12 protein-coding genes are annotated in these 12,866 nt (G+C 74.1%); 10 read left to right on the plus strand and 2 right to left on the minus strand.

All coding sequences use genetic code 11. From position 1 onward, the window contains the following. Positions 1 to 261 precede the first annotated feature (261 nt). Positions 262 to 1,479, minus strand: coding sequence for a hypothetical protein (locus tag BS73_RS31650; RefSeq protein WP_051941214.1), 1,218 nt, complete (start codon positions 1,477 to 1,479; stop codon positions 262 to 264). A 445-nt stretch (positions 1,480 to 1,924) separates the two neighbouring features. On the opposite strand from BS73_RS31650, the gene BS73_RS31655 reads away from it, so the two are divergent. The 3 genes from BS73_RS31655 (at position 1,925) to BS73_RS31665 (ending at position 5,641) form a co-directional block, all read left to right on the plus strand. Then, positions 1,925 to 3,379, plus strand: coding sequence for a family 2B encapsulin nanocompartment shell protein (locus tag BS73_RS31655; protein ID WP_037577794.1), 1,455 nt, complete (start codon positions 1,925 to 1,927; stop codon positions 3,377 to 3,379). 277 nt (positions 3,380 to 3,656) lie between these two features. Next, entirely contained in the window at positions 3,657 to 4,724 is a 1,068-nt protein-coding gene (locus BS73_RS31660) for a family 2 encapsulin nanocompartment cargo protein terpene cyclase (RefSeq protein WP_235215597.1), read from the plus strand. Between the two features lie 35 nt (positions 4,725 to 4,759). Next, entirely contained in the window at positions 4,760 to 5,641 is an 882-nt protein-coding gene (locus BS73_RS31665) for a geranyl diphosphate 2-C-methyltransferase (protein ID WP_037582123.1), read from the plus strand. A gap of 16 nt (positions 5,642 to 5,657) precedes the next feature. Here BS73_RS31665 and BS73_RS31670 read toward each other — a convergent pair whose 3' ends face one another. Further along, on the minus strand, positions 5,658 to 5,921 hold the full coding sequence (locus BS73_RS31670) for a hypothetical protein (protein ID WP_037577795.1): 264 nt from the start codon (positions 5,919 to 5,921) through the stop codon (positions 5,658 to 5,660). Positions 5,922 to 6,277: 356 nt separating this feature from the next. On the opposite strand from BS73_RS31670, the gene BS73_RS31675 reads away from it, so the two are divergent. The 7 genes from BS73_RS31675 (at position 6,278) to BS73_RS31705 (ending at position 12,801) form a co-directional block, all read left to right on the plus strand. Then, complete coding sequence (locus BS73_RS31675; protein ID WP_037577797.1) at positions 6,278 to 8,497, plus strand: NADP-dependent isocitrate dehydrogenase; 2,220 nt, start codon at positions 6,278 to 6,280, stop codon at positions 8,495 to 8,497. 260 nt (positions 8,498 to 8,757) lie between these two features. Further along, positions 8,758 to 9,597, plus strand: coding sequence for a class I SAM-dependent methyltransferase (locus BS73_RS31680; RefSeq protein ID WP_037577798.1), 840 nt, complete (start codon positions 8,758 to 8,760; stop codon positions 9,595 to 9,597). 31 nt (positions 9,598 to 9,628) lie between these two features. Beyond that, on the plus strand, positions 9,629 to 9,871 hold the full coding sequence (locus tag BS73_RS31685) for a helix-turn-helix domain-containing protein (RefSeq protein ID WP_037577800.1): 243 nt from the start codon (positions 9,629 to 9,631) through the stop codon (positions 9,869 to 9,871). Between the two features lie 11 nt (positions 9,872 to 9,882). Beyond that, positions 9,883 to 10,464: a Clp protease N-terminal domain-containing protein gene (locus BS73_RS31690; RefSeq protein WP_037582126.1), complete on the plus strand. Its 582-nt coding sequence runs from the start codon at positions 9,883 to 9,885 to the stop codon at positions 10,462 to 10,464. Between the two features lie 129 nt (positions 10,465 to 10,593). Beyond that, positions 10,594 to 11,271 (plus strand): pyridoxamine 5'-phosphate oxidase family protein, encoded by a 678-nt coding sequence (locus BS73_RS40805; protein WP_063837107.1) that lies wholly within the window; start codon positions 10,594 to 10,596, stop codon positions 11,269 to 11,271. After that, positions 11,268 to 12,044, plus strand: coding sequence for a helical backbone metal receptor (locus tag BS73_RS31700; RefSeq protein WP_051941217.1), 777 nt, complete (start codon positions 11,268 to 11,270; stop codon positions 12,042 to 12,044). Before BS73_RS40805 ends, BS73_RS31700 begins: the two co-directional genes overlap by 4 nt. A gap of 151 nt (positions 12,045 to 12,195) precedes the next feature. Beyond that, a complete protein-coding gene (locus BS73_RS31705; RefSeq protein WP_037577803.1) occupies positions 12,196 to 12,801 on the plus strand; it encodes a single stranded DNA-binding domain-containing protein in 606 nt (201 codons plus the stop codon). Positions 12,802 to 12,866 lie beyond the last annotated feature (65 nt).

The following is a 12,866-nucleotide window of genomic DNA, read 5'->3' on the forward strand; positions in this document are numbered from 1 at the left end:
AAGTCCTCGGCGAAGCCCGCCGCGGTCGCGGGGGCCTCGTCGTCGCTCTTCGGCATGCTGGTTCCCGTCCTTCGCCCTCGGCTGAGGCGTGCGCGTCCGCGCAGGCGTTCATACATACCGGCGGGAGCCGCGGAAGTCATCGCCCGATCGTCAGCCGCATTCGGAACGCGGTCTCCGCGGCCGGCGTCCGTGGCCGGTGGCTGTGGCCGGCGTCCGTGGTCGGCGGCCACGGCCACGGTCGGCGGCCGTGCCGCAGCCGCGCTACGGGGCGGTCCGGGCAAGCAGCGCGGCGGCCGCCGGATGCCGCCGGTGGGGGAGGAGGCGGCTGCGCATCCGGTGCCGGGCCGCGTCCAGCCGCGCCGAGGCCAGCGCGGCGGCCTCGTCGAGCAGCCGCTGCCAGGTGTCGCAGGCCCGTTCGAGATGGCCGTGGTCGAGCTGGAGCTCGGCCAGCCGGGCGCGGGTGACGGCCAGCGCCAGCTGCTCCGCCGGCGGGCGCTCGCGCACCGAGCCGGCCAGCGCGCGGATCGCGCCCGTCCGGTCGCCCAGCGCACACAGCAGCTCCGCCTCCTGGCGGCCGAGCGCGGCGGCGTGCGAGGCGAGCGGACGGCCCGCGGCCGCGGTGGCGCGGTCCAGCAGCAGCCGGGCCCGGGAGAGCTGGCCGAGCGCGGTGGACCGGTCGCCGCAGCCGGCCGCGGCGACCGCGAACTGCCCGGCGACCCAGCCGCCCTCCCGGTCCGGGAGGCGGGGGATCTCCCCGGCCGCGCTCTCCGCGTACTCCAGCGCGCGGGACGGCCGGCCGAGGTGGTGCGCCTGGACGCTGAGGGCGCGCAGGGCCAGTGCCCGGCACTGCGGGTCGCCGGCCTCCCGGCCGAGTGCGAGGGCGGTGCGGTAGTAGCCGCGGGCGGGCTCGTGGAGGTGCCCGTCGAAGCAGCTGAACCCGGTCAGCTCGGCGAGCCGGGAGGCCGCGGTGAGCAGTGCGTGGTGCACCCGGGGCGCGGCCGGCACCCGCAGCCAGGGCAGCACGGTGGTGGAGAGGTAGCCGGTCAGGGCCTCGCGTACGCCGTCGCCTCCGGTGCGGACGACGGCGGTCAGCATCGACTCCAGCACCGACTCCGCGGCCCGCACGTGCTCGGGGCCGATCCGGTGGCGGGCGGGGGACACGGTGGAGGGGAGGGGAGTGCCGGGGGCGGCCGGTGCCCCTCGTGCCGACAACGCGGTGTCCGCGACGGTGACCTGGCGCCCCAGTGCCCCCGTCAGCACCTCGGCCACCAGCCGTGGGACGGGGTCCGCGGGCCGGGAGCCGGACAGCCAGTGGGCGACGGTGGTGCGGTCGTAGCGCCGGACCAGGCCCGTCCCCTCCGCGGCGCGGTTGACCGCGGTGGCGAGGTCCTGTCCCGACCAGCCGGCCTCGCGCAGCAGGCTGCGCAGGCGGCCGTTGGGCCGGCGAGCGGTGGGCGGTGGCGTTGCTGCTGACGGCATGGCGGAGGCGACTCGCTTTCGGACGGCCGGTTCATCCCTCGGAGGCGGCAGCGGAATCGTTCAGCAGTGCAGGCGTTCAACGCGCCCGCGGATTCAACGGGGCGGGTCGGCGCCCACCCTCGCGACGGTCCCGGCGCTCGCGTTGACTGGGGTTGTGCCGAGGCCGGCGCGTACCGCTGACTCCCTTTGGTCCCATGGGGATTGTGCGCCGCGGCGGATCTTGGCATCCCCCCACCCGGTGGGCGCGTGGACGCACCCGCGGCGGACGGAGGGGTTCCGCCGTGCCCCAGTGCGCCCGGCGTGCGCCCGACGGAGTGCGCTCGCCATCGTGGGTGGCGGCGTCAGGAAGGGGAACACCGGGCCGGTGGAGCACCGGTACCCGAGCACTCCAGCACTCACCACCCACCATTCACCACCACCCAGCGCACCAGGAGGGCGACCGAAGATGTCCACCGAGACCCCGCCCGCAGACCCCGCCGCCGCCCCCGACCCCGGCGGGCCCGACGGCGCCGGCGACCCGCAGTCGGCCCAGACCAGCCTCGCCACCCGGGCCGCCCGCAACCTCGCCACCACCACCAAGTCCGCCCCGCAGATGCAGGGCATCAGCTCCCGCTGGCTGCTGCGCAACCTGCCGTGGGTGGAGGCCCGCGGCGGGAGCTACCGGGTCAACCGCAGGCTCACCCTCGCGGTCGGCCGGGGCCGGATCGGCTTCGTGCAGAACGGGGCCGACGACGTCCGGATCATCCCGGAGACCCTGCGCGAGATCCCGGTGCTCCACGGCTTCGAGGACGAGGCCCTCCTCGCCGAGCTGGCCTCCCGCTTCACCGTCCGAGAGTTCCAGCCGGGCGAGATGATCGTCGAGGAGGGCGCCCCGATAGAGGAGGTCTACGTCGTCGCCCACGGCCGGCTGAACAGGCTGGGCACCGGGCACTACGGCGGCACCGGCGTGCTCGGCACGGTCGCCGACGGCGACCATCTCGGCGACGAGGCCGTCCTCACCAGCGACCCGCTGTGGCTGAACAGCTTCCAGGCCACCACCCCCGGCACGCTGATGGTGCTGCCCTGGGCCTCCTTCCAGGAGCTGTACGACCGCTCGCCGGGGCTGCGCGAGCAGATCTCCTCCCATCTGGACGCCGCCCGCAAGTCCACCGACCGGCACGGCCAGGCCAGTGTGGACATCAGTGCCGGGCACGCGGGTGAGACGGTTCTGCCGAACACCTTCGTCGACTACGAACTCGCGCCCCGCGAGTACGAGTTGAGCCTGACCCAGACGGTGCTGCGGATCCACTCCAGGGTCGCCGACCTCTACAACGACCCGATGAATCAGACCGAGGAGCAGCTGCGCCTCACCATCGAGGCGATCCGCGAGCGGGAGGAGTGGGAGCTGGTCAACAACCGCGAGTTCGGCCTGCTCCACAACGCGGCCTACGAACAGCGGATCAACACCTGGTCGGGGCCGCCGACCCCGGACGACCTGGACGATCTGCTGAGCATGCGGCGCGGCACGCAGTTCTTCCTGGCCCACCCGAAGGCGATCGCGGCCTTCTTCCGCGAGTGCAACAAGCGCGGCGTCTACCCGGACGGCACGGAGGTGGGCGGCCACCGGCTGCCGGCCTGGCGCGGGGTGCCGATCTTCCCGTGCGGCAAGATCCCGATCAGTCCCGGGCAGACCAGCTCGATCATGGCGCTGCGGACCGGCGAGGACAACGAGGGCGTGATCGGCCTCCACCAGACCGGGATCCCGGACGAGTACCGGCCCGGCCTCAACGTCCGCTTCATGGGCATCGACGAGAAGGCCGTCATCTCGTATCTGGTGACCGCCTACTACTCGGCGGCGATCCTGGTCCCCGATGCCATCGGCATCCTGGAGAACGTCGACATCGCGGGCGAGCATGGCTGAGCCGAACGCGGACGAAGCCCTCCGCCGCCTGCGCGCGCCGGGCGCCGGGGCGGAGGGCGCGGCTCGGCGGCCGCCGGAATCGGCGGCGGGTGCCGCGGGTGGGGCCGTTGCTGGTGACCGGGCGCCGCGTGCGGTGACGGGAGCTGCCGCCGTGGCGTCCGCGGATGCCGGCGCCGGGGCGGCGGGAGGGCCGGGCGTTGCCGTGGCGCTCGGGCGGCCGGGGCGGTTCGGCAGTGCCTTCGACCCGGTTCGGCCGCTCGCGGCGGAGGCGTCGGGCATGCCCGGGGCCGTACCGGGTGGGGAGGCGCGGCGGGGAACGGAAGCTCCGCCCGCGCGGGCGACCTCCGACGGCTCCGGCATCCGCATCCCGCGGCTCTACTGCCCGGACGCCGTCCGGGACGATCCCGCGCTCGGCGAGGAGGTCAACGAGCGGCTGGTGGCCTGGGCCGCCGAGATCGGGATCTTCGAGGGCCGGCTGGAGCGGCTCCGCTCGCACCAGTTCGGCCGGCTCTTCATGCTCGCCCACCCGGACACCGACGACCCCGACCGTCTCCTCGCGGCCGCCCGCTGCGGCCTCTCCGAATGGGCCGTCGACGACCACTGGGTGGACGAGGGCGAGGACACCCGCCCGGAGCTCTTCGGCACGAGGATGGCGCTCGCCCACGGCGTGATCGACCCCGCCCGCCTGCCGAACGCCTACGCCCACCGCTTCGAGGAGCAGGTGGCCCGCGAGCCCGTGCTGCGCGCCTTCCGCTCCGCACTCGCGCTGCTGCACGGCATCGCGAGCCCGGTCCAAGTGGCCCGGCTGCGCCACGAGTTGGCGGTGATGTTCGTCGGCTACGCGCAGGAGGCGGAGTGGCGCCAGCACGACCGCCGCCCAGCCGTCTGGGAGTACCTGCTGCACCGGTACGAGAACGCCTTCTACCCCTGCATGGTGCTGATCGACCCGGTCGCCGGCTACGAGCTGCCCGCCGCCGAGTTCGCCGACCACCGGGTGCGCCGCACCTACCTCTACGCCGGCATGGCCAACGTCCTCCTCAACGACATCTACTCGATGGCCAAGGAGGACCCGACCGACACCAACCTGCCCAACCTGATCGCCGAGGAGGAAGGGATCCCGCTCCAGGACGCGGTGGACAGGTCGGCCGCCATCCACGACGAGCTGATGCACACCATCGAGGCCGAGTGCGCCGCCCTCACCGCCCTCGGATCGCCCCAACTGGGCCGCTACCTGGCCGGGTTGTGGGCCTGGATGGGCGGCAGCAAGCAGTGGCACGCCACCAGCGCCCGCTACCGGACGCAGACCCAGCAGACATCGGACGATCGGAAGGAAACCACTCGGTGACGTACCAGCGCACCACTCTCGGCGCCCCCGCCGCGATCCCCGGCGCCCGCGCCGAAACCGGCTCCGACCCCAGCGCCGCAGCCGGCGTCCCGCTCTCCACCTACCAGCAGTCGGTCGCCGACTACTGGAACACCGAGCGGAACGCCGTCAACCTCCGCCTCGGCGAGGTGGACGGCATCTACCACCACCACTACGGGATCGGCGCCGCCGACTTCTCCGTGCTGGAGGCCCCGGAGGAGGTCCGCGAGGAGCGGATCGCCGAGGAGCTCCACCGCCTGGAGTCCGCCCAGGCGGACCTCCTCCTGGAGCACCTCGGCCGGATCGCCCCGGAGGGCCGGCTGCTGGACTCCGGCTGCGGCCGCGGCGGCGGCAGCCTGCTGGCCCACCAGCGCTTCGGCTGCGCCGTCGACGGCATCTCCATCTCCCGCTCCCAGGTCGCCTTCGCGGGGGAGCAGGCCGAGCGGCGCGGGGTCGGCGGCCAGGTCCGCTTCCACCTCCGCAACATGCTGGACACCGGCTTCGAGACCGGCTCCTTCGACGGCATCTGGAACAACGAGTCGACGATGTACGTCGAACTGTCCCTGCTCTTCGCCGAGTACCAGCGGCTGCTGCGGCGCGGCGGCCGGTACGTCTGCATCACCGGCTGCTACAACGACGCGTACGGGCTGCCGTCGCGGGCGGTGAGCGAGATCAACGCCCACTACATCTGCGACATCCACCCCCGCAGCACCTACTTCCGGGAGATGGCCGCGCACCGGCTGGTGCCGGTGGGTGTGGTCGACCTCACCGCGGCCACCATCCCCTACTGGGAGCTGCGCGCGCAGACCCACCTGGCCACCGGCATCGAGGAGAAGTTCCTCTCCGCCTACCGCGACGGCTCGTTCCAGTACCTGCTGATCGCCGCCGACCGGGTGTGACCCGGGTCGCACCGGGCTACTTGCCCCGGGAACCGATGATGTTTCCGACCAGGGCGTAGACCAGGGCCGCGAGACCGAAGTCGAGGATGATCTGGCCCTGGGGGTTGTGGACGTCGAACATCCCCCGGGACCAGGTCGCCAGCCAGTCCGCGGCCTCCCGGAAGCCTCCGACCAGGCCGTTCCCGGTGTTGGCCTTGGCCAGGGCGAGCACGATCCACACCACCAACACGAGCGCCGCCAGGTTCGCGGCGATTCTTATGACGCGAGCGAAAGCACTCATGAAGCTCGCATTTCCCGACCCGCGGGCCACAAACCGGCAGAGGCCGCCCGACCTGACGACGCATCAGGCCCCAGGCCCGCCCCGTTCGCCACCACTCCGCCCACCCCATCCGCCCACCCCTCCGCGAACGCCCTCGTGCCGGCCGTCGTGCGCGCCCGCGTGCCTGCCCTCGTGCGCGCCCTCCTGCCGGCCCTCGTGCCCGCCTCCGCGCGCCCCCCGCACGCACGGCTCCGCCGACGGCTCCGCGCCCGGCGTCAGGACACCCGCGATCCAGGTCCAAGGGCCTGTTCGTATGAGCGGGCTCGAAGAGATATCTTGATGTCGAGCAATGTTGCAGAAGTGGAGCGGAGCACCCGGTGACTGACTCGACCATCATCTACACCCACACGGACGAGGCACCCGCCCTCGCCACGTACTCGTTCCTCCCCATCATCGAGGCGTACGCGGGCAAGGCCGGGGTCTCCGTGGAGACCCGGGACATCTCCCTCGCCGGCCGGATCATCGCCCTCTTCCCCGAGTACCTCAAGGAGGAGCAGCGGATCGGCGACGCCCTCACCGAGCTCGGTGAGCTGGCCAAGACCCCCGGCGCCAACATCATCAAGCTGCCGAACATCTCGGCCTCCATCCCGCAGCTCAAGGCGGCCATCGCGGAGCTCCAGGAGCAGGGCTACGCGCTCCCGGCGTACCCGGACGAGCCCAAGACCGACGAGGAGCGCGAGGTCCGCGCCCGCTACGACAAGGTCAAGGGCAGCGCCGTCAACCCGGTCCTGCGCGAGGGCAACTCCGACCGCCGCGCCCCCGCCTCGGTGAAGAACTACGCCAAGGCCCACCCGCACCGGATGGGCGCCTGGACCTCCGAGTCCAAGACCGAGGTGGCCACCATGGGCCACGACGACTTCCGCTCCACCGAGAAGTCGGTCACCATCGCCGAGGCCGGCTCGCTGCGCGTCGTCCACACCGCCGAGGACGGCTCCGAGACGGTCCTCAAGGAGTCCATCCCGGTGCTGGCCGGCGAGGTCGTGGACGCCGCCGTGCTGCGCGTCGGCCCGCTGCGCGAGTTCCTGTCCGCGCAGGTGGCGAGGGCCAAGGCGGAGGGGGTGCTGTTCTCCGCGCACCTCAAGGCCACCATGATGAAGGTCTCCGACCCGATCATCTTCGGCCACGTGGTCCGCGCCTTCTTCCCGAAGACCTTCGCGGAGTACGGCGAGACGCTGGCCGCCGCCGGCCTGACCCCGAACGACGGCCTGGGCGGCATCTACAAGGGCCTGGAGGCGCTGCCGAACGGCGCCGAGATCAAGGCCTCCTTCGACGCCGAGCTGGCCGAGGGGCCGGACCTGGCGATGGTCGACTCGGACCGCGGGATCTCCAACCTCCACGTCCCGAGCGACATCATCATCGACGCCTCGATGCCGGCGATGATCCGCACCTCCGGCCACATGTGGGGCCCGGACGGCGAGGAGCACGACACCCTCGCGGTGATCCCGGACTCCTCGTACGCCGGCGTCTACGAGGCCGTCATCGAGGACTGCAAGGCCAACGGCGCCTTCGACCCGTCCACCATGGGCTCGGTGCCGAACGTCGGCCTGATGGCGCAGAAGGCGGAGGAGTACGGCAGCCACGACAAGACCTTCGAGATCGCCGCCGCCGGCACCGTCCGCGCGCTGGACGCCTCGGGGAACGTCGTCCTGGAGCAGGCCGTCTCGGCCGGCGACATCTTCCGGATGTGCCAGACCAAGGACGCCGCGATCAAGGACTGGGTGAAGCTGGCCGTCACCCGCGCCCGCGCCACCGGCTCCCCGGCCGTGTTCTGGCTGGACGCCGCGCGCGGCCACGACGCCGAGCTGATCAAGAAGGTCGAGCAGTACCTTCCGGAGTTCGGCACCGAGGGCCTGACCATCGAGGTCAAGACCCCGGAGGAGGCCACCCGGTACTCCGTCGAGCGCATCCGCCGCGGTGAGGACACCATCTCCGTCACCGGCAACGTGCTCCGCGACTACCTCACCGACCTGTTCCCGATCCTGGAGCTGGGCACCAGCGCCAAGATGCTCTCGGTGGTCCCGCTGATGAACGGCGGCGGCCTCTTCGAGACCGGCGCCGGCGGCTCCGCGCCGAAGCATGTGCAGCAGCTGGTCAAGGAGAACTACCTGCGCTGGGACTCGCTGGGCGAGTTCCTGGCCCTGGCCGTCTCCTTCGAGCAGCTGGCCAAGGTCACCGGCAACGGCCGGGCGAAGATCCTCGGCGTGACGCTGGACCGGGCCACCGGCACCCTGCTGAACGAGAACAAGTCGCCGGCCCGCAAGCTGGGCAGCATCGACAACCGCGGCAGCCACTTCTACCTCGCCCTGTACTGGGCGCAGGAGCTGGCCGGCCAGACCGAGGACGCGGCCCTCGCCGAGGCGTTCGCCCCGATCGCCAAGACGCTGGCCGAGCAGGAGCAGACCATCGTCGACGAGCTGCTGGCCGTGCAGGGCAGCCCGGCCGAGATCGGCGGCTACTACCAGCCGGACCCGGCCAAGGCCTCCGCCGTGATGCGGCCCTCCGCCACCTTCAACCAGGCGCTGGCCTCCCTCGGCTGACGCCCACCCCCGCGCAGCGCACGGGCCGCCGCCCCCGCCGACCACCCCGGTCGGCGGGCCCGGCGGCCCGCCGCCTTTCCCACACCCACGCGCCGCAGGCGCCCTTGAGGGGCGCGGGGAACTGCCTGCCCGGCCCGCTGCGGCGCCGCAGTCGGCAACGGCGGCCGGTTTGCCGCCCGGTTTCCGTCGCGGAACGCGGCAGCGCTGCGCCGCCCCGCGGCGTACCGCCTGCTCACAGGCGTGCCGATTAGCCTCGGGGCATGACTGGGACGAATGACGCCGCGCAGCGGCGCAAGCAGCGGTCGGGTTCCTTCGGCGAGGTGGCAGGGGAGTACGGGCGGCTGCGCCCCGCGCCCTGCCCGGCGGCGGTGGACTGGGCGCTCCCGGACCGCCCCGGCGCGCGAGTGCTGGACCTCGCCGCCGGCGCCGGAACGCTGACCGCCGAGCTGGCGGCCCGCGGCCTGGACGTGGTCGCGGTGGAGCCGGACGACCGCATGCGGGCGGTGCTGGAGCAGCGCAATCCGGCCGTGCCCGCGCTGGCCGGCACGGCGGAGGGGATCCCGCTGCCGGACGGCGGGCTGGACGGCGTGCTGGTCTCGGCGGCCTGGCACTGGTTCGACGCCAACCGGGCGGTGCCGGAGATCTCACGGGTGCTGAGGCCCGGCGGGCGGCTCGGCGTGCTGTGGAACGGGCTGGACACCGGCGTCGACTGGGTCGGCGAGTGGCACGCCCTCACCCGGCGCCGGGACTTCGACGCGACCGACGGCGCGGGGCCCGCGGACAGCAGCCTCCACGGCGCCCCGCACCGGCACATGGTCGCCCGCGGCGAGCTGCTGAAGCGTCAACTCGGTTCCGGTGACGGCCCGTTCGTCGATCTGGAGCACGCGTCCTTCGGTTGCTCGCGGCGGTACTCGCCGGCCGACGCGGCCGCCCTCCTGGGCACCTACAGCCGGGTGATCATGCTGCCCCCCGAGGACCGGGCGGAGCTGCTGGCCGAGGCGCGGGAGTGGCTCTGCGGACGGTTCGGCCTCGCCCCCGAGCAGCCCGGCGTCGAGCTGCCCTTCCGCTCGCACTGCTGGCGAGCTGTCAACCGGGGTTGACACGCTCTCCCTGTCAACCTATGTTGACAATATGACGGGTGCAGAGGAGAGCAGGCGGCTCGCCGACGCCGCCGGCAGCCGGGACCCAGCCGTGGGCCTCACCGCCGTGCGCGCGCTCCGCGAGCTCGCCGAACGGCTGGAGGGGCTCCAGGTGGACAACGCCCGCGCGGCGGGCTGGACCTGGCAGCAGATCGCCGAGCGGCTCGGCGTCAGCAGGCAGGCGGTGCACAAGAAGCACGGCGGCGGGCGGCGCTTCGGCCGCGGCGGAGAGTGAAGGGGACCGGCATGTTGGAGAGGTTCAGCAGCGGGGCGCGCGCCGCGACGGTGCACGCCCGCGAGGAGGCGCGGCAGCTGCGCCACGACAGCATCGGCGCCGAGCACCTGCTGCTCGGCCTGCTGTACGACGAGGAGGACCCGGCCGTCCGGCTGCTCCTCGACGCCGGCTTCGACCTGCCCTCGGCGCGGGCCGCCGTCCGCAGGGCCGACCGGGGCCTCGGCCCGGAGGACGCCGCCGCGCTGGAGAGCATCGGCATCGATCTGGAGGCGGTGGTCGAGAAGGTGGAGGAGGGCTTCGGCGAGGGCGCGCTCTCCCGGCGCCGGACGCGCGCCGGGGCGGGATCCGGCGCGGACTCCGATGCGCGCTCCGGCGCGAAGCGGCTGCGGTTCGACCCCCCGGCGCGGAAGGCGCTGGAACGGTCGGTGGCTGCCGCCGGGGCGCAGCGGACCGGGCGGATCGAGGACGGCCATCTCCTGCTGGGCCTCCTCGACGGGGCCGGCCCGGCCCGGCGGGTGGTCGAGGAGTTCGGGCTGGTCCCCGAGGAACTGTGCCGCCGGGTGCGGGCGGTCCTTCCGGCCCAGGCCGGTTGACGGCCCGTCGGCGCGCGGCGGGGCGGACCGGACGGGTCCGCAATGGGGACCATGGGCCCATGGCGGACGCGCGGGCGGATGGGCAGACTCTGAAGCCTTGTGCACTGCCGCGAGGGAGGAAACCGCGCCGTGACCGCCACAGCCGGACGGCTGGTACCGCTGCCCCGCGAGGAGTCGCTGCGCCTGCTGGGCAGCGTCTCGCTGGGGCGGGCCGTCTTCACCCATCGCGCCCTGCCGGCCATCCGCCCCGTCAACCATGTGGTGGACCGGCGCGGGGAGGGCGCCGTCCTGGTCCGGGTCAGCGAGGGGAGCGCCCTCGCCGCCCTGCTGCCGGGAAGCGTTCTGCTGTACGAGGCGGACGACGTGGACCCCCGCACCCACCGCGGCTGGAGCGTGGTGGTGACCGGATACGCCGAGCCGGTGACCGACCCGGCCGAGCTGGAGCGCTACCGCGAACTGCTGGCCTCCTGGGTCGAGTTGGGCGACGGCGCGGGGGTGCTGCGGGTCTCCGCGGACCTGGTCACCGGCATGCGGCTGGGAGACGGGCCGGACTCCCGCGAGGGCGGGGGCGGCGTGGACGGCGTGGACGGCGTGGACCGCGCGGATCGTGTGGACCGCGTGGACGACGCGGCCGGGGTGGACGACACGGTCGGCGCGGATGACACCGCCGGCACGGATGACACCGCCGGCCTGGAGGAGACGGCCGCCCACGTGGACGACGCCGCGCGGGCCGACGGGTCCGCGGGCGCCGACGGAGGCAGCGGCGGCGCCGGCGGCATCGGCGGGGGAGCGCGGTACCCGGAGTGAGGCAGGCAGGGTCCGGCGGGGTACGGAGCGGGCGGCGGCCGGTACGGCGGGTGGTGTCGCTGGTGCCGTCGCTGACCGAGGCGGTCGCGGAGAGCGCACCGGAGCTGCTGGTCGGCGTCACCGACTGGTGCAGCCACCCGGTCGGCCTGGCCGCCCCGCGGATCGGCGGGACCAAGAATCCGCGGGTCGCCGAGATCGTCCGGCTCGCCCCCGACCTGGTGCTGGCCAACGAGGAGGAGAACCGGGCGCCCGACCTGGACGCCCTCCGCGCGGCCGGCCTGCGGGTCCGGGAGACCCGGGTGCGCAGCCTGCCGGAGGCCTTCGCCGAGCTCGACTCCGTGCTCACCGCGGACTGCGGTCTGCCCCGGCCGGGGTGGCTGGACGAGGCCGAGTCCGCCTGGGCCGCGCTGCCCGGCGCGGGGCCGCGCCGGAGTGTCGCCGCGGTGGCGCCGGTCTGGCGCCGCCCCTGGATTGTCCTCGGCCGGGACACCTTCGCCGGCGACCTGCTGCACCGCCTCGGCGTCCGGAACCAGTGGGCCGAGGAGGAGGAGCGCTACCCGAGGATCGCCCTCGACCGGCTGCTCGCCGCCCGCCCCGAACTGGTGGTGCTGCCCGACGAGCCGTACCGCTTCACCGCGTCCGACGGCCCGGAGGCCTTCCCCGGAGTCCCCAGCGCCCTCGTGAGTGGGCGACATCTGACCTGGTACGGGCCCTCGCTGGCGGAGGCGCCGGCGGTGCTGGGCGAGCAGCTGGCGGCGGCCCGGGTGCGCTGAGCGCCGGCCCCTGGGGGCACGCCCGGTCGTCTCGTGCGGTGGCCCGCCGAGGTGCCGACGGGGGCGTGCGGCCGGGGTCTCACACCTGCGGATCCCTCGGCGGCGCCACTTCGGACTTGTGGTGGCGCCATGATGGTGCCACCATGGCGTCATGGACCTCACGCCCCATGTGGAGAACCTCCGCCGCGAACTGGCGGTGGCCGCGGACGCCGGTGGCGAGGAGGCGCGGACGCTCGCAGAGCGGCTCACCGCCCCGCTCGAGTCGGCCGTCCGCCTGGTACTGCTCGACGCCCTCGCCGAGGCCGCCGACGAGATCACCCGCGATCTCGCGCCCGGCTCGGTCGAATTGCGGCTGCGCGGCCGGGAGCCCGGCTTCGCGGTCACCCCGCCCGCGGTCCCCGCCCCCGGCTTCGACTACGACTTCGACTACGGTCCGGAGGGCGCCGGGGCCGCGGGCTTCCGGGTGGACCTCGGCCCCGGTGCGGGCCACGGGCCCGGCTCCGGCGCCTCCGCCGCGCAGCCGGCGCCGTCGTCCCAGGCATCGGAGGGGGAGGAGCGCGGGGGCACCGCCCGGATCAACTTCCGCCTCTCCGAACAGCTGAAGGGCCGGATAGAGGAGGCCGCCCAGCGCTCCGGACTCTCCGTCAACTCCTGGCTCCAGCGCGCCGCGGCGGCTGCCCTGGAGGAGGACGGGGCGCCCCGCCGGGCGCGCCAGCTCCCCCGCGGCGGCGACCGGCTCACCGGCTGGATCCGCTGACGCCCCCGACCTCATCCCCCCGCGCCCAAGATTCCCTGGCGCCCTGACGCCCTTTCAGGAGAGAC

The organism is Phaeacidiphilus oryzae TH49 (genome assembly GCF_000744815.1).
Lineage (GTDB): Bacteria > Actinomycetota > Actinomycetes > Streptomycetales > Streptomycetaceae > Phaeacidiphilus > Phaeacidiphilus oryzae.